The 18583-nt window shown below is 34.3% G+C and carries 9 protein-coding genes; 7 read left to right on the top strand and 2 right to left on the bottom strand.

Annotated features, from left to right (window positions below; all coding sequences use genetic code 11):
• Positions 1-353: 353 nt before the first annotated feature.
• The 3 genes from OQ292_RS30945 to OQ292_RS30935 all read left to right on the top strand — a co-directional run bounded on the left by OQ292_RS30945 (position 354) and on the right by OQ292_RS30935 (position 9602).
• Positions 354-4040, top strand: coding sequence for a PAS domain S-box protein (locus OQ292_RS30945; RefSeq protein ID WP_284687992.1), 3687 nt, complete (start codon positions 354-356; stop codon positions 4038-4040).
• A 313-nt stretch (positions 4041-4353) separates the two neighbouring features.
• The gene (locus OQ292_RS30940; RefSeq protein ID WP_284687991.1) at positions 4354-7617 is read left to right on the top strand and encodes a M4 family metallopeptidase; all 3264 of its coding nucleotides are present in this window, start codon (positions 4354-4356) and stop codon (positions 7615-7617) included.
• 194 nt (positions 7618-7811) lie between these two features.
• Positions 7812-9602 (top strand): helix-turn-helix domain-containing protein, encoded by a 1791-nt coding sequence (locus OQ292_RS30935; RefSeq protein ID WP_284687990.1) that lies wholly within the window; start codon positions 7812-7814, stop codon positions 9600-9602.
• 10 nt (positions 9603-9612) lie between these two features.
• Here the strand turns inward: OQ292_RS30935 and OQ292_RS30930 are convergent, their stop codons facing one another.
• Positions 9613-10374, bottom strand: a complete 762-nt coding sequence (locus OQ292_RS30930) for a helix-turn-helix domain-containing protein (RefSeq protein ID WP_284687989.1) — start codon at positions 10372-10374, stop codon at positions 9613-9615.
• Complete coding sequence (locus OQ292_RS30925) at positions 10358-11551, bottom strand: MFS transporter (RefSeq protein WP_284687988.1); 1194 nt, start codon at positions 11549-11551, stop codon at positions 10358-10360. The genes OQ292_RS30930 and OQ292_RS30925 overlap by 17 nt, the downstream gene beginning before the upstream one ends.
• Before the next feature lie 284 nt (positions 11552-11835).
• Between OQ292_RS30925 and OQ292_RS30920 the strand changes: the two genes are divergently transcribed.
• The 4 genes from OQ292_RS30920 (at position 11836) to OQ292_RS30905 (ending at position 18302) form a co-directional block, all read left to right on the top strand.
• The gene (locus OQ292_RS30920; RefSeq protein WP_284687987.1) at positions 11836-12432 is read left to right on the top strand and encodes a TetR/AcrR family transcriptional regulator; all 597 of its coding nucleotides are present in this window, start codon (positions 11836-11838) and stop codon (positions 12430-12432) included.
• A 78-nt stretch (positions 12433-12510) separates the two neighbouring features.
• A complete protein-coding gene (locus OQ292_RS30915) occupies positions 12511-13713 on the top strand; it encodes an efflux RND transporter periplasmic adaptor subunit (RefSeq protein WP_284687986.1) in 1203 nt (400 codons plus the stop codon).
• Positions 13714-13724: 11 nt separating this feature from the next.
• On the top strand, positions 13725-16859 hold the full coding sequence (locus tag OQ292_RS30910) for an efflux RND transporter permease subunit (protein ID WP_284687985.1): 3135 nt from the start codon (positions 13725-13727) through the stop codon (positions 16857-16859).
• Positions 16860-16895: 36 nt separating this feature from the next.
• The gene (locus OQ292_RS30905; RefSeq protein WP_284687984.1) at positions 16896-18302 is read left to right on the top strand and encodes a TolC family protein; all 1407 of its coding nucleotides are present in this window, start codon (positions 16896-16898) and stop codon (positions 18300-18302) included.
• Positions 18303-18583 lie beyond the last annotated feature (281 nt).

Genomic DNA, 18583 nt, shown 5'->3' with positions numbered 1-18583 from the left:
AAAATAACTATAAAGTATTTAGAGGTGGCTACTTAAAAGACAACTTGGATAGATTCATTCAATTCTTCTTTAGAATGGTAATTATATAGAATATTAATTTGGTAAAAACAAATTAATATATATAAATATATAAAAATATGGTTTATAGAAAATAATAAATTGTATATAATAAAATAGTATTATTTAAATAAGAAAAATAGTCTGTGTTCAATTTTATAATTGGAGTATTTCTGAAACAACTATCTCATAGTGACTATGATAAAATTAATAAGCTAAAACTATATAATATTAAAAGCATATAATCTGTGGTTATAATGAAAATTTTTTTTGTATAGATAATATAGAAATTGACAATGATTAATCTGTCTAAATTTCGTAGCTCGAATAATGAGATTGCTGAGACAAAAGAAGCACTTCAAAACTTTAAAAAGGAAATATCTTCTGCGACCCTATTTGTAAAAAAGATAGAAAAAGGTGAATTAGAAATTCCTTATCCGGGAATCGATGACGACCAAGCGGAAGCAGATTCACTTTCAGGTTCATTAATAAGTTTGAGAAACCAGCTTAAGAGCTTAAATAAGACTGAAACTCAAAGAAAATGGATTACAGAAGGTTTGGCGTTGTTTAGTGAAGTATTAAGAAAAAATCAGCATGATTTAGATGAAACGTGTTATGATGTTCTTTGTAATCTTATTAAATATATAAATGCAAACCAGGGAGGTATTTATGTAGTTAACCAAGAAAAAGAAGTTTTAGAACTAAGAGCATGCTATGCATTTGACAGAAAGAAATATGTCGACCAGACTTTCAGTTTTGGAGAAGGTTTAGTTGGGCAGGTTTATCTGGAAAAAGAAACTTTGCTTTTACTCGATGTACCAGATAATTATTTAAACATTACCTCTGGATTAGGTGAAGCTCCTCCAAAATCCATCATTATTGTTCCGCTTAAAGTGAACGATAAAGTTTCGGGTATAATAGAACTTGCATCGTTTAATAATTTTGAGCCATATCAGGTTGAGTTTTTAGAAAAGCTGGGCGAAAACATCGCATCAGTAATTTCAATTGTTAAGATTAATCAGAAAACACAGTCTTTGCTAGAGCAAAGCCAGCTGCAAACAGAAAGTTTACGATCTCAAGAAGAAGAGATGCGCCAGAATATGGAAGAACTTTCTGCGACTCAAGAAGAAATGCAGCGGATAATGAAGGAGATTCAAGATCAGGAACAATTCATGAATAACCTGATCGACTCTACCACAGATATAGTTTTTGCGATTGATAAGAATCATAAGTTATTAAAATTCAATAAAGCTTTCTCAAACAACATTCAAAAGCATGGTAGAAGGCTAAAAATAGGTCAACGAGCAGAAGAAATATTTGAAGGAGAGTCTCTTGAGTTCCACAAAGAGATGTGGGCAAAAGCACTGTCAGGTGAGTTTACTTCTACATTAAGGTCTGTAATTATCGGAAGCGAAGAGCACATCATGTATTTAATTTTCAGTCCGCTTAAAGACAAAGCTGGCAATGTAAATAGCATTGGTGTTTTTGGTAAAGATGTTACAGAACAAGAGCTGTTAAAAAGAAAGAATGATGAAATTCTAAGAGAAAGCCAGCTGCAAAATGAGGCATTAAAAGCACAAGAAGAGGAGATGAGGCAAAGTGTAGAAGAACTACATGCCACACAAGAAGAAATGCAGCGAATAATGGGAGAGGTGCAGGAGCAAGAGCAGTTTATGAATAACATCATTAATGCATCTACAGATACCATTATTGTTCTTGATAGTAGATATAGAATATTAAAATTTAACAATGCATTTTATGATAATCTGACGGCAGTCGACCTTAAAGTGGAGAAACACGTAGATGTTTTTACATTACTAACTCCTGAGGAAAGAGGCCAACATAAAGAATATTATGATAGAGTATTTAAGGGAGAAACTTTTCAGGTAACAGAATATATTAATGCGGTAGATTCTCACTTTGTATCTTCTTATTCACCGATAATTAATGAGAAGGGAGAAGTTTACGCCTGTTCAGTATTTGCTAAGGATGTAACGGAGATTATCAGATCAAAAGAAAAAGTAGATGAGCTTTTAATGCAAAGCCAGATACAAAGTGAAGTACTACAAGATAAGGAAAAAGAGTTAAGAGAGAATTTTGATGCACTTCAGCTCACTCAGGATGAGATGCGTTTGAAAGCGCAAGACATGACTAATCGAATGACTGCCATCGATGAAAGTGGAATAGCATCAATCGAGTTTGACTTGGAGGGAAATGTGATAACAGCTAACACTAACTTTTTAAAGTTGTTAGGCTATGAGTTAGAAGATATCAAAGGTGCTCATCATGAAATCTTTATGTCAGAGACAGAAGCTGCTAAGGAAAGCTATAAGGAGTTTTGGAAAAATTTAGCTAATGGTATTGCCTTTTCTGGTGAGTATGAAAGAGTAAAGAAAGATGGCACAACTATTCACTTGCATGGTAGCTATTCTATCTTAAAAGATGAAAAAGGAAATCCTAAAGGAGTAATTACACTCGTTTTTGATATTTCTGAGATTAAAAAAGCTCAATACGAATTAGAAATACAGTCTGAGCAAATTAAGCAGCAAGAAGAATTAATGGTAGAGCACCTAGAAATGCTTACCAATGCGCAGGATAAAATGTCTGCAACTTTAAAAGAAGTTGAGACTAAAGAAGCATTTATTAAAAGCTTAATGAATGCCTGTACAGATTCTATTTTTGTACTTGATAAAAATTACTGCATCATCCAATTTAATAATACATTTTCTAATGCATTAGCAGCTTCTAATTTGCAAGCAGTAGTTGGATTAGATATCTTCTCTATTTTGCCAGAAGATGCTAAACAAACAGAAAAAGAGTATTATGATAAAGCTTTAGGTGGAGAAACGCTTCAAGAAACAAATTATATAAGCTCTATAGATGCCTGCTATTTATCTACTTATACTCCGCTAAAAGATAAAGATAATAATATAACTTCTTGCGCTGTTTTCGCTAAAGATATCACGGAGTTAATTAGGTCTAAACAACAAGTCGAATCACTTTTAAACGAAAGTCAGCAGAATAGTAAAGCGCTTACTGAAAAAGAAAAAGAGCTTTTAAAGAATGTAAAAGAGTTAAAAGGTACTCAAGAGGAGATTAAAAGAAAAGCTCAGGAGATTGAAAGTAGAATGACTGCCATTGACGAAAGTGGTATTGCCAGAATTGAGTTCGATTTAAAAGGAAACATTATTTCTGCTAATCGTAATTTCTTGTTATTGATGGGCTTTAATGAGTCAGAGGTAAAAGGTAAACATCATCAACTTTTTGTAAATAAGTCTTTTTCAGGATCTGAAGAATACAAACAATTTTGGGATGAGTTAAGCAAAGGGAATGCGCAATTTGGAGAGTATGAAAGAGTCAAAAAATCGGGAGAAAGAATTTGTTTACATGGTAGCTATTCTATACTGAAAGATAAGAATGGCAAACCTAAAAGAATAATTAAATATGCTTCTGATATTACAGCTTCAAAACTAGCTAATGAGAAGTTAGAGAAAACAATTAAAGAAAACGCTCAGCAAGAAAAACTGCTTTTAGAGACACAAGAAAATCTTCAAAACCAGCTTGCTACAACTTCTATGATGAAGTTTGAGTTAGATGCAAGAATGGCTGTTTTAAATGAATGTACACTGCTTTCAGAATCAGATAAAAACGGTAATATCACATATATCAACGATAAATTTTGTGAGGTTTCTCAGTTCTCTAGAGAAGAGTTAATAGGTAAAACACACAGCATAATTAGACATCCGGAGACTTCAGAAGAATTTTATAATAATTTCTGGAAGACAGTAAATGCAGGCCAAATGTTTAAAGGGTATCTTAAAAACAGAAGGAAAGATGGCTCAACCTATTATGTGCATTTGGTGGTTTCTCCAGTTGTTGATGAGTCTGGAGTACCGATTAAATTTATAGAAGTACGATATGTAATCGAAAATACTGAAATCGGCGAAAGGTTATTAAAAGAGCAATTGGCCCAGTATAAGTAATAACCAAATTAATATCTCGAAAACCAATACTTCATTATTATTCCTTGAGTAGGTATGCTTAAACCACAAGAGGAATTTATAGTGGAGTATTTTTTTTATAACAATTTACTCATTTGATAATAATTGATGGCCATTTCTGTATATGTACACATAAGATCTTTCACGAATGGCTTAATTTAAATCAACTTTTTCGAAGAATTTTCTGAATAATTCGAGTACATAAGCAGCATTTGTGTTTTCTCAGATCAGATGAAGATAATTAACAACAAGCATTTTAAAGAAATTGATCTTTTGAAGACACAAATATTCAACCATGCAAAAGAAGCAGCTACGCATAATACAACTCTTGATTTTTGCAGCTTGCTGTTTAACAAACAGTCTTGCATTTTCTCAAGAGCAAATTATTAAGAAGGAGGTTAAAGACAAAAACGGAGTAACCAAATTCGTTAAATACCAATCGCAAAGTGGTTATAAATTAACAGAAGCCAAGTCAGCGCTAAAATCTACTCTTAACTATGCAGATGAGGTAGATATGGAGCTAATCGAAACCAACACTGATAAACTGGGAATGGTACACCAAAAGTACCAGCAAACTTACAAAGGTTTAAAAGTTGAAAGTGCCCAGTATTATGTGCATAGTAAAACCAATGAGGGTACAATTAATACTATAAATGGTCAGTTTCTCCCAATCGAAAATATTGATACCACACCAACACTAAGTGAAGATGAAGCACTTGAAGCTGCTTTAGAATATGTTGGTGCAAATGTATATAAGTGGGAGTTAGATTCTGAAGAGGCTTTCGTTAAAAAACTAAAAGGAGATGAGACAGCTACCTATTATCCAGAAGCTGAATTACTTATCTGTAAAAACCATTTAGATCAAACAGATACAACTTTACACTTAGCTTATAAATTCGATATATATGCGCAAACACCTACTAGCAGAGATTATATCTATGTAGATGCAGAATCTGGCGATATTTTATGGAAAAACCCCATCATTAAGCACCTAGACGAAAATGCAGATACAAAATACAGTGGAAGTGTTTATATAGAAACTACCTATACAGACTCTACATATGTATTGCATGACTTAACTAGAGGAGAAGGTATTTTTACTTACAATCTAGAAAACAGTGGCAATACATTGCAAGATGGTAGTGTAATCGGAATCAACTATAACCAAGCCAGTGATTTTGAAGATAATGACAATAACTGGACAAGTGAAGAGTGGGATAACTCTGATAAAGACAATGCTGCACTCGATGCACATTGGGGTGCAATGATGACTTTCGACTACTTCTCAACAACGCACAATAGGTATGGATACGATGATGCCGGAGCCGCAATGTACTTATATGTACATGCCGGAACAGATTATTACAATGCCTATTGGGACGGTGAAAAAATGACTTTTGGTGATGGCTATTCTACACCGCTAACCACTTTAGATGTAACTTCTCACGAGTTAGGTCACGCAGTAATGGGAAGTACAGCAGACTTAGATTATTCTTATGAACCGGGAGCACTTAACGAAGGCTTTAGTGATATTTGGGCAGCTTGTGTAGAATATTATGCAGCACCAGATAAAGGCATTTGGGATATTGGCGAAGAGTTGGAATATCAAATTAGATCAATGTCTAACCCAAATGATTATGAGCAACCAGATACTTACTTAGGAGACTATTGGTACGAAGGCAGCGACGATTACGGAGGGGTGCACATCAATAGTGGTGTTTTAAACCACTGGTTCTATTTACTTTCTGTAGGTAAAACAGGAGAGAATGATTTAGGTAGCTCTTATTCAGTATCGGGTATTGGTATAGAAAACGCAGCTTTAATTGCATACAGAACACTTACGGTTTATTTAACTTCTTCTTCAGATTATGAAGCTACTGCTATTGCATCAATACAAGCAGCAGAAGATTTATTTGGCGAAGATTCAGAAGAATATGCACAAACAGTGAATGCCTGGTATGCAGTGGGTATTGGTGGAGCAAGTTTTAGTGCAGATCTTACCAGTTTTTGTGAGTCAACTTCTATCACATTTACAGATGAGTCTATGGAAGCTGTAAGTTGGAGCTGGATTTTTGAAGGTGGTACACCATCTACTTCAACTGAGCAAAATCCAACAATTGTTTACGAAGAAGCTGGCAGCTACGATGTTACATTAATCATGACAAATAGCTTTGGTTTTACAGATACACTTACACAAACAGATTACATTCAGTCATACATGACAGATGTAACCGAATCGGAATTTGAGACAGATTTAGAAGACGAAGACTATGCATCGTCTTGGTACATACTAAATGCCAATAATGATTCTGACGTAAGTGGAAATGCATTTCAATGGAATTATATAAATACAACAGAGGGGAATGCCAGATCTGGAACCGGATATTTTTCTTACTATGGTTCGTCTAACAGAACAGCAAACGATTGGCTCTTTACAAGCTGCTTAAAAATGGAAGCAGGTAAAGTATACGACATCAGCTTTTGGTATCGCCAGAGAGATTCAGGTTCTTCTCAAAATCTTACTTTATACTTAATGAGTGACTTAGATGCGAATAGCATTGTGGAAGAAATAACTGATTTGAGTGGGATATCAAATACAGAATATGCTGAAGCAACAGGCAAAGTTTCGGTTGATTCTTCAGGTATCTATTATTTAGCTTGGCATCTTACGAGCTCATCTAATCAAGGGAATTTCTATATAGATGACATTGCAATAGATTTTGCTCCAGATTACGATGCCACCATTGGAGATATAGATTTGCCTTCTGAATGTGATTTATCTGCTAATACAGAAATTACAATTCCAATTTTGAATAATGGTAACAAGACATTAGAAAGCTTGGTATTTACTTACCAGATTTTAGCTTTAAGCGATTCTACAGTTTTAGCAGACCAAACTGTAACAATAGATTCTTTAACACCAGGTGAAACATATGATTATGTAGTAGAAGCAGATTTATCTACCTCAGCAGAAACCTATTCGGTGAGCGCTTCGGTTGAATTAGAGGACGATGTAAATACAGATGACAACACCGCTTCGGCTTCTGTTACAAACTATAGTATTGCAAGTGAAATTACGATTACGCAAGACGATCTCTCACTAGTTGCACCAGATGGTTACGAAAGTTACCAGTGGTATAACAACTCAAGTAAAATTTATATAAGTGGTTCCTCTCAAACTTATACACCAAGTACAGCCGGAGAGTATATTGTAACTGTAAGTAATGAGTATGGATGTAGTGCTACATCAACTACTTATTCATTTAGCTACACTGTTACCACAGCACTAGACGACGAAATTGCAGGAGTGAATATAAGCCTTTTTCCGAATCCGATGGTAGACGAAGCTTTTACCATTGAGATTTCTGGCAGTGAGGTAGGAACAGTGTCAATATCGTTGATTGATCTCCAAGGACATATTATTCAATCTACAGATTATCAAAAAAGTGATTACGACTTCTCGCAGGAAATTGCCACTTCTAATCTGCCATCGGGCATTTTTCTGGCGCTAATTACTGTAAATGATAAAACCATTAAAGAAAAAGTATTGAAATTATAATTGTAGTGTCTACAATAGGTCTAAAGCTGCTTTATTCTATAAGGCAGCTTTTTTTATATTTCACTAATTCTGGGGTAAATCAATTAATAGGAAAATTTTTCAGGAATAAGTTAATTTGCAGGTATAGTAAAATACAAATGAGCTTATTAAAGAGATAAGGAAGAAAGGTCTCTCACATTGAATAAATATCGAAGATGATTAACCCAATTCAGGCTGTAGTAAATTCTGAAAAATCGATTGCTGTATTGCCATTCGTAAATATGAGTAACGATCCTGAAAATGAATATTTCAGCGATGGAATTACAGAAGAAATTATTAACGCACTCACAAAAATTCAGGACTTAAAAGTAATTGCTCGTACATCTTCATTTGCTTTTAAAGGTAAAAATCTAGACATCCGGACTATTGGACGCCAGTTGGGAGTAAGTACAATTTTAGAAGGCAGTGTTAGAAAAATACAGAGTAGAGTAAGAATAACTGCGCAGCTCATTAATGCAGAAGATGGTTTGCATTTTTGGTCTCAAAACTTTGATAGAGAATTGGACGATATTTTCACCTTACAAGATGAAATAAGCTTGCTTTTAGCCAACCAGATTAGAGATAATTTCGGACATTTTAATATTCAAGAACATCTAATAAAACAACCTACTAAGAGCGTAAAAGCCTACGATTATTTTTTAAAGGGAAGATATTATCAATTAAAGTGGAATCCTGAATCTATAAAGAAGGCAATTGAGTTTTACGATTTGGCAATCTCATTTGATGCGGAGTTTGCGAGAGCTTATTATGGTAATTTACAATGCTATGGTTTGCTCTCAATTTGGGGTTATATGCCAGTAGAAGAGGCGATGAGTTTAGCTATAGCCAACTTTATAAAAGGGCAAGAAATTGATACAGATTTACCCGAATACATTCAATCTTTTATAGGTAAAAGCTTTTGGGAAGAATGGAATTATTCGCAATCATACGATCTCATTCTGCAATTACTTGAAATAAATCCGCACCATACAGATGGCTTAGAAGCCATGGCAGAATTATTTATGGTAAATGGCTATTTTGAACAAGCTGAAGTATATGTAAAAAATGCTTTAAATGTTGATCCCTACTCAGCAAATCATTATTTTACTTATGCCAATCTTTTCTATTTACAACAAAAGTTTGATCAGGCTTTAGTTTTTCTTGAAAAATCATTAGAGCTCAATCCAGAGCTTGAGCTGGCGCTGCATCTTAAATTGATGTGTCTTATTTGGCTCAATAAAAAAGAAACGTTTGAGCAAACGGTGATACTTGCCAAAGATGAAACATTGCTCAAAATGCTTTTTAATTGTATAAATGGGAATCAAGCAAAACTGTCTGATGAAACTCTGGAAGAATGGGCTAATGCAGTTGAAGAAAAATCTCAATTGATTCCATATAAATTATACATTCTCGCTAATTCTCTGCATAAAGAAATTGCAATCGATCTTTTAGAAAAATTTATTTCGCTAAAACGTGGGCAAGTTTTGTATTTCAAATACGAGCCATTTTTAGTATCGCTTCACCAATTTAAAGAATTTGATTCGCTATTTGTATCTGATTTTACTTTACCAGAAAGCCAGCCGGAAGCTAAAGTAAGTAGTATAGATAAGCAGGAGTTAAATGCACAAAAAGAAAAACTCTTAGCTTATATAGAAACAAACAAAGCTTATTTAAACCCTCAGTTAAGCTTAAGTTTTTTAGCAGAGAAAGTAGGGCTACACCCCAACAAGCTTTCTTTGCTTGTAAATGAAGAATTTAAGATGAATTTTAATGAATTTATTAATCAATACAGATTAACTCACTTTAAAAGCATCGCTCTCAACGAAAACTACAAACATCTTTCTGTATTAGCTTTGGCTTACGAAAGTGGTTTTAATTCAAAGGCTGTTTTTAATGCATTCTTCAAAAAAGCAGAAGGAATTACACCAAGTACTTGGCTCAAATCTGCAAGAGACAAACAGAGCTAATAGCAGTCTCTTATAAAGACTGCTTAAATTGAGAAGGACTCAAACCAGTATGTCTTTTAAAAAATCGGCTAAAATCACTCAGAGACTGAAAGCTTAATTTATAGGCAATTTCTTTTATTGAGTAGGCATCTGTTTGTAGCATTCTTTTAATCTCTGTTAGCTGCCTTTGTTGTATAATTTGTTTGGCAGTTTTGTTCAACTTCTCTTTTAAAATCTGGTTCAGTCTCTTTTCACTAATCCCCATTCTTTTGGCATAAAAGTCGGCCCAATTATGTGTAGCATAATGTATCTCCATTAATTGTAGAAACATATAAACCCTTTTTTGATTTAACTCATAATTAATAAATCCTTTATGTTGTAGTTTGATGAGTAGCAATAAAAGCACCTTTAGCATAGATTTAATCAAAATATCACTATTATCAGCATCAGCAAACTCTATTAATAATAGCATTTTAACATGCACAAACCTTTCTTGAAATTCCGAAGAAATGTTTAAGCAATTATTGGGTGTAAGATTAAATAAATTCAATACATCTAAAGCATATTCTTTGTCGTCTTCCTCAATTAAATTTCTTTTAAATGTGAGTACAACACCATTTTCTTTAGGAAAAAAATGTTGGTAATCTTCGTTTAGAGGTTTAAGATAGACTTTAGTTAATTTGTCCTTTTCTTCTTCAAAATATAGGGCAAACCAGTCTCCCGGAAGTGTTTCCGGTAGGTCTTCGATTTTGTTAATAAGAATATCGTTTTTCCAATTATGCAGTAGCTTCACGTGGTTTTCTGTTAATTTTAGATTGATTGTGTTTTACAGCATATTTATTAAATAAGACTCCCAGAAAAATGGCTACAACCAAACTGAGACATGCTGTTAGTAAGAATAATGTGTTAGTATCATTTATAATAAATCCCATAAACGTAGATAGAAACTGCCCTCCAAATACGCCTATTGAGTATAATCCTAGATTTTTGCCTCTGGTTTTAGGTGTACTTACTTCAACCATTAAGTGGTTTAATGTAGGAATGCTAAAACCAAAACCAATACCTGTTGCCAATGCACCAGTATAAAGAAGTTGAGCATTATTTGCCACGGCAAACAAGATGTACCCTAACATAAAAAACACAAAGCCTCCCACCACTATAAACCCTGGGCTTATCTTATTGGCAATTTTGGGTAACTGGCTAGCCGTAATTACAGCGATGAGCGAAATAAAAGCCATTAAATAGCCAGTTTCAGATTCAGAAAAATTAAAATTTTCTGGTAAATATTGGGGTAGTTGTATAAAACTGATAAAGAAAATGATCATTGAAAACAATGCTCCCGCGAATATTATATAGACTAATTTTCTAATGTTTTTGTTTTCAAACGTTTGTTCGGTGTTAGCTTCTGCTGTAGTTTCTTTAGATGTTTTTGGGAGTACAAATAGACTAAGAACAAAACAAAGCAGCGCAATTAGATAAATTAAAAAGGGATATTGCCAATGCATTTCTCCCAGTATGCCTCCTAAAGAAAGAAATAAAACTCCGCCACCTTCTATAGCCATACCTTGCCAAGCAATAATTTGCATTCTCTTTTTGCCAATAAAGTTCTCAGCTATTATGGCTGTGGCAGCAATTTGTACAAATACAGCAGCACCACCAAGTAAAATTCTGTCTGCAATTAATATATAATCATTACTTATAAAACCACCTCCATAACCGAAAAGGGCATAGGGTATTAAGCCAAAGCATAATAGTTTAAAAGAACCTAACTTAGATAAAAGCCAGCCTGCTAATGGAGAAAATACTACTACACCTAATGATGGTAAAGTGATTAGTAATCCGGAATCAAATTGAAAATTTAAATTCTTTTCTATCTCTAATAATGATGGGGCAATGGCTGAACCTACCATGATAGTAAGCATACTTGTTAGTAACAAAGTAGCTATACCTAGTCCATTTACTTTTTTCATATAACAAAGTTCTGTAATAATGCTAGCTTGGATTATACATATTTGCTAATTCACTTTACATTTTATCTAAAAAGTATTTTTTATTCATTTTTGCATAGTTAGTATTTCTAGTACTTCTTGCATTTTTTTTACTATGTACTTTGGCATTTTATAGTTGAATTCGAATACAAATTATCAAAAATGTATGTTGATGTATGTTTTTCTAAATATTTAAATAATGTTTGTTGCATATGAAACTTTTGTTTAACACCTTTGTTAAACAAATATATTAAACGCTTCAAACTATGGCTACAAGAGATACAGGAACAGAAGAAAACATTAAAAGCGCCGCCAAGAAAGTATTCTTTGTAGAGGGTAAACTTAATGCCACAACACAGGATATAGCAAATGAAGCAGGAGTAAATAGAACCCTGCTAAATTACTATTTCAGAACAAGAGAGGCGTTGTTCGATCAGGTTTATAAAGAGGCATTATCGGCATTAGCTCAAAAAATGAATGAAGTCTTTAAAGCTGAATTACCATTTAGACAAAAAGTAGAAAATATAATAGACGTATTCTTAGAAGATATTATCACTTATCCATTCAAAGAAATATTTCTTATTAGTGAGATAAATAGCGAACATGCTGAGATAAAAAAATCTCATGAGCCAGAAAATCCTGTTTTTAGAAATTTTGCTATTGAAGTAGAAGAAGCTATGAAAAGGGGAGAAGTAAACAGAATTAAAGCCCCATATCACTTTATAATAAATTTATTTTCACTAATGGCTTATCCGGTAATTATAAGACCATTAAACGAAAAGCTTTTAAATTTTACAAAAGAAGAATACGATGAAATTTTAAAAAATAGAAAGAGTGAAATTATAGAACTTCTACTAAACTAAATTTTTTTACCCAGTGTTTAACACTTTTGTTAAACATATTAATATAACCAACTTGTTAATACCTAATTAATTAACTAAATGAGAAATAATTCGATTTATCACATAAGCTTTTATATCGCAATATGTTTGTGTGGTTTACTCTATTCTTGCAGCGATTCTCAATCATCTGCAGATAGATCGCAAAATGAACCAGTTGAATTTGGAGTACTAACTTTAAAACCAGAATCCATTACCTTATATAGTAGTTTCCCTGCTACTTTAGAAGGGAAAGAGAATATTGAGATAAGACCTAAAGTTGAAGGTTTTATTGAAAAGGTATTAATTGACGAAGGTGAAGAAGTTAAAAAAGGGCAGTTATTATTTATATTAGATGCTCCTCAATACGAACAAGAAGTTAGAAATGCAGAAGCTGCTATTTCGAGCGCAAAAGCAGATGTAAGCTCTGCAGAAATTGGGGTTGAAAAAGCTAAACCACTAGTAGAAAGAGAGATCATCAGTAAGTTTGAACTAGTTTCTGCACAAAATACACTAGAGGCAGCAAAAGCAGCTTTGGCTCAGGCAAAAGTAAATTTAGCAAATGCGCAAACCAATTTAGGTTATACCAAAATTACTTCTCCAGTAACTGGAGTTGTAGGTACATTGCCTTACAAGCTTGGTAGTTTGGTAAGCAGTACCACAACAGAACCCCTTACTACAATATCGAACATCGATAAAGTATATGCTTATTTTTCTATAAATGAAAAAACACAGTTGAATTTCTTTAGAAATGCAAAAGGCAATACTATTAAAGAACAAATAGGCAATTTACCAGATGTTGAGTTGAGACTTGCTGACAATAGTTTGTATGAAATAAAAGGTAGAATAGAAACCATTAGTGGACAGGTAGACGAAGAAACAGGTTCTTTTAATGTACGTGCAGTGTTTGATAACCAGAGAGGAATTTTAAGAACAGGTAATAGTGCTAACTTGAGAATTCCGAGTCACAGAGATAATGCTTTGCTTATTCCTCAAGCGGCTACTTACGAAATACAAGGAAACACTTTTGCTTATGTGGTAGACGATCAATCTCAGGCAAACTCTACTAAAATAAAAGTTACGGCAACGCCTTCTGGCCAAGCTTATGTAGTAACTGAAGGTCTAAAAGCTAACGACAAAGTAGTTATAGAAGGTATCAATTCACTTTCTGATGGCGATAAGATCACTGTTTCGGAGGTATCTAGAGATAGTGTAAAGGCACTTCAGCAAGAAATATCAACAGTAAAAACTGACGAACAACAATAAAGAATTAAACCATGTTTAAAAGATTTATAACCAGACCAATACTGTCGTCTGTAATTTCAGTATTGATATTGGTACTGGGACTGATTGGTTTAACCAGTCTTCCGGTATCTCAATATCCTGAGATTGCACCCCCTACAGTTCAGGTTTCGGCCTCGTATCAAGGGGCGAATGCAGAGACAGTTTTAAATAGCGTATTAGTACCTCTCGAAGAAGCAATAAACGGTGTAGAGGGAATGACATACATGACCTCAACTGCAACTAACGATGGTTCAGCATCTATTACAGTAAATTTCGAATTAGGTACTGACCCAGATATTGCAGCCGTAAACGTACAAAACAGGGTTTCGAGTGCGACTAGTTTATTACCACAAGAAGTAACACAGTCAGGTGTAACCACTACTAAAAGACAAAGTAGTAATGTGTTGATTTTGGGTATATACAGCGATAACCCAGATTACGACGAAACCTTTGTGCAGAACTATGCAGAGATCAACATTATTCCTCAGATTAAAAGGATTAATGGCGTGGGTGATGCGAGTGCTTTTGGTACCAAAGACTATAGTATGCGTATTTGGCTAAAAGCCGATGTAATGGCAAACTATGGTTTAATTCCAGACGATATTAACAATGCACTGTCGGATCAAAACGTAGAAGCTGCTCCGGGTCAGTTAGGGTTAAAATCCAATCAGGCTCATCAATATACTTTAAAATATAAGGGAAGATTAAAAGAAATCTCTGAATACGAAGACATCATTATTAGGACAACAGAAAATGGGCAGATTCTGAGATTAAGAGATGTAGCAGATATTGAGTTGGGCTCACAGACTTATAACAGTAGTTCAAACATTAATGGAAATCCGGGTGTAGGTATTGCAGTTAGCCAGACGGCTGGTTCAAATGCGCAAGATGTAATTGACCAAACACTTAGTGTATTGCAAGAAGCTTCTAAAACTTTTCCAGAGGGTATCCATTATGTGGAGTTGGTAAATGTAAACGACTTCTTAAATGCTTCTATTGAAAAGGTAATCCATACATTAATAGAAGCTTTTATACTTGTATTTATAGTTGTGTTTATCTTCTTACAAGATTGGAGATCGACATTAATTCCAGCGATTTCAGTACCGGTAGCAATTGTAGGTACATTCTTCTTCTTACAAGTATTTGGCTTTACCATTAACTTACTTACGCTTTTCGCTTTGGTATTGGCAATTGGTATTGTAGTGGATGATGCCATTGTGGTAGTTGAAGCAGTACACGCAAAATTGGATACTGGTTACCAATCTGCAAGAAAAGCCAGTTTAGATGCGATGGACGAAATTTCAGGAGCAATTATCTCGATTACATTGGTAATGTCATCAGTCTTTATTCCGGTAAGTTTTATCAGTGGTTCTTCTGGTGTATTCTATCAGCAATTTGGTTTAACACTGGCTATTGCAATTATTTTATCAGCAGTAAACGCATTAACATTGAGTCCGGCACTTTGTGCATTGTTCCTCAAAGGACATGACGAAGACCATAAAAAACATGGGTTCTTAGATAGATTTTATACCGCATTTAATACAGCATTCGACAAAACAACGGATAAGTATAAAAAATCTGTTACCTTCTTTATTAATAAGAAATGGATTGCAATGGGAATGCTGGCTGTATTTGCAGGCGCATTTTATATTCTAATGCAAACTACGCCAACAGCCTTTGTGCCTAGTGAAGACCAAGGAACAATTATGTCTGATATTAGCTTACCAGCAGCGGCCTCATTGGAAAGAACAGAAGAAGTTGCCGACCAATTAGTGAAGATCGCCGAGTCTATACCAGAAGTGAAAAACGTGTTGAAAGTAACAGGTAGAGGGATGATTAGTGGTACCGGTTCTAATTACGGAATGGTAATTATGAAACTAAAAACTTGGGACGAAAGAAAAGAAAAAGGGCAGAGTATTAATAGTATTATAGGGCAGTTATTTGCCAGAGCTGCTTCCATTAAAGATGCAGATATAATCTTTTTTGCTCCGCCAACTATTCAGGGTTTTGGTATGAGTGGTGGTTTTGAGTTTAAGTTGCAAGATAGAAGTGGAGGTACTGTAAATGCACTTAGCGAAGTAAGTGATGATTTCTTGAAGGCGTTAAATGCTCGTCCAGAAATTCAATATGCATCTACTTCGTTTGACCCAACTTTCCCACAATATGAAATTGAGGTAGATGTAGCCAAGGCCAAAAAAGCTGGTTTGGGTGTAGCTGATATTTTAAATACCATGCAGGGATATTATGGTGGTGTGTATGCTTCTAACTTTAATCAGTTTGGTAAGCAGTATCGAGTTATCTATCAGGCAGAGCCAAGTTTTAGAGATAATCTGGAAAGCTTTAATTATATAAAAGTAAAGAATGATAATAATGTGATGGCGCCAATTAGCGAGTTTATCACTTTAACGAAAGTATATGGTCCACAATCGCTTAGTAGGTTTAACCTCTTTACTTCTGTTAGTGTAAATGGTGCTCCAAATGATGGCTATAGCTCTGGTGATGCCATTACAGCCATAGAAGAAGTTGCCGCACAAACACTACCTACAGGTTATGGTTATGAGTTTTCTGGTATGACGAGAGAAGAACTTTCAGCAGGTAGCCAGACAGTGTATATATTCTTGCTTTGTTTGGTATTTGTGTTCTTCTTATTAAGTGGCCAGTACGAAAGTTACTTGTTGCCATTTGCAGTATTGCTTTCATTACCAATCGGACTTTGTGGTGTTTTCATTTTTGCTACCATTTTCGATATAAGTAATAATATATACCTGCAAATTACTCTAATCATGCTAATTGGATTGCTGGCAAAGAATGCGATTCTAATTGTTGAGTTTGCTTTACAAAGAAGAAGAGAAGGAGAAAGCATTGTGCAGTCTGCCATTGATGGTGCCATTGCCAGATTTAGACCGATTTTAATGACCTCATTTGCATTTATCTTTGGACTTGTTCCTTTAATGCTGGCATCTGGTGCTGGTGCTATTGGTAACCAGTCTATTGGTACTGGAGCAATTGGAGGTATGCTAATAGGAACCGTATTTGGAATTCTAATAATACCCGTACTCTTTGTGATTTTTGAAACCATTCAGGAGAAAATAGCCGGTATACCTGCTGCTAATGCAGATAAAGAATAAGTATACTGACTCAATACTCCTAAAAATTTAACTAACATGAATTTTAAAATTCTAAAATACTTAGGTTTAACTTTGAGCATCTTTGCAGGAATTACTTCCTGCAAGACGTCTCAAAAGTACTCCGTTCCAGAAACAGGTTATTCTGATAACTTCAGAGATACAACTGTTGTAGATACCAGCTCAATAGCTCAAATGCAATGGCAAGATATTATTTCTGATAAAGTACTTCAAAGCTTAATTGAAGAAGGTTTGGAGAATAATCTTGATTTGAAATATGCTATTCAAAACATATATCAAGCCGAAGCTACATTGCAACAGGCAAAGTTATCATTACTACCAAGTTTAGATGCCGGTGCACAAGTTACACATTCAAAATCATCTAAGGCAGCACTTAACTTTCCAGATGGAATTGATATCAATTTAAAAACGACTACTTATCAGGCTTCGCTGAGTACGAGTTGGGAACTAGATGTATGGGGAAAACTTCGTAGTAGTAAGCGAGCAGCATTAGCCGCTTTTTTAAGAAGTGAAGCTTCTACAAGAGCAGTACAGACACAACTTATTGCAGATATAGCTTCTTATTACTACAATTTGTTAGCACTCGATGAGCAATTAAGAATTACTAGAGAAACACTAGAAAATAGAAAGGTAGATCAAGAAACAATGAAAGCCTTAAAAGAATCTGCTGTGGTAGATGGAGCTGCTGTTGTGCAAAGTGAGGCAAGTAGATATCAGGTGGAGGTTTCTATTCCAGATATTGAAGTAAGTATTCGTGAAACAGAAAATGCACTTTCTATTTTATTAGGTCGTGAACCAGGCAAGATAGAACGTACCAGTTTAGAAGACCAACAACCTATTAGTAATCTTAAAATTGGAGTTCCATCTTCACTTTTAATAAACAGACCAGACATACAAGCATCGGAATTGGCTTTTAGAAGTGCTTTTGAAAGCACAAATGTTGCAAAAAAATACTTTTATCCTTCACTTACTTTAACTGCAAGTGGTGGTTTATCGAGTTTGGATATCAATGATTTTTTTGACCAATCTATATTTTATAACATAATTGGCGGACTTACCCAACCAATTTTTGCTCAAGGTCAAAATAAAGCTAGATTAAAAACCAATGAAGCTTTACAACAACAAGCTTTTTACGACTATAAATTAACTTGGCTTACAGCAACCGAAGAAGTTTCGAATGCACTGTTTTCGTATAATAAAGCTATAGAAAAACAAGTAGCAAGAAACAACCAAATTACTGCTTTAGAAAAATCGGTAGAGTTTACAAAAAGCTTATTAGAATATTCATCTTCAACCAACTATACAGATGTACTAACATCGCAACAAAATTTACTATCTGCGCAAATAAGCAGTATTAACGACAAACTACAAGAATTAGAGTCTATTATCCAGTTGTATAGAGCACTGGGTGGTGGCTGGAAATGATTTAATAATTAGTGTCAAATTGTTTATGGCTCTAAAGACTGGAAACTTCCAGTTTTTAGGGCTATTTTTTTATGCTCCGTCCCCAGAGAATTTTTAAACGCTAAAAAATTGCCTATATAAAAGCAATTCTTATCGAAAATAGCGAATTTAAAACCATTAACATTAGATTAAATCTTCTTATCTGAATTAAAAAAATCATAATATTTTCTGTTGAACTAATCATTTTTTGTGCTCATAGCTTTGCCACTGTGTTGGATGTCTCCAACATGATCTACGAATTA

Origin of the sequence: Chondrinema litorale (assembly GCF_026250525.1) — a bacterium.
GTDB classification, from domain to species: Bacteria; Bacteroidota; Bacteroidia; order Cytophagales; family Flammeovirgaceae; genus Chondrinema; species Chondrinema litorale.
This window is presented reverse-complemented; position numbering and strand designations above follow the sequence as displayed.

Coding starts and splice junctions, on each gene's coding strand:
- OQ292_RS30945 (WP_284687992.1), top strand. CDS start 354: ATGATTAATCTGTCTAAATTTCGTAGCTCGAATAATGAGATTGCTGAG.
- OQ292_RS30940 (WP_284687991.1), top strand. CDS start 4,354: ATGCAAAAGAAGCAGCTACGCATAATACAACTCTTGATTTTTGCAGCT.
- OQ292_RS30935 (WP_284687990.1), top strand. CDS start 7,812: ATGATTAACCCAATTCAGGCTGTAGTAAATTCTGAAAAATCGATTGCT.
- OQ292_RS30925 (WP_284687988.1), bottom strand. CDS start 11,551: ATGAAAAAAGTAAATGGACTAGGTATAGCTACTTTGTTACTAACAAGT.
- OQ292_RS30920 (WP_284687987.1), top strand. CDS start 11,836: ATGGCTACAAGAGATACAGGAACAGAAGAAAACATTAAAAGCGCCGCC.
- OQ292_RS30915 (WP_284687986.1), top strand. CDS start 12,511: ATGAGAAATAATTCGATTTATCACATAAGCTTTTATATCGCAATATGT.
- OQ292_RS30910 (WP_284687985.1), top strand. CDS start 13,725: ATGTTTAAAAGATTTATAACCAGACCAATACTGTCGTCTGTAATTTCA.
- OQ292_RS30905 (WP_284687984.1), top strand. CDS start 16,896: ATGAATTTTAAAATTCTAAAATACTTAGGTTTAACTTTGAGCATCTTT.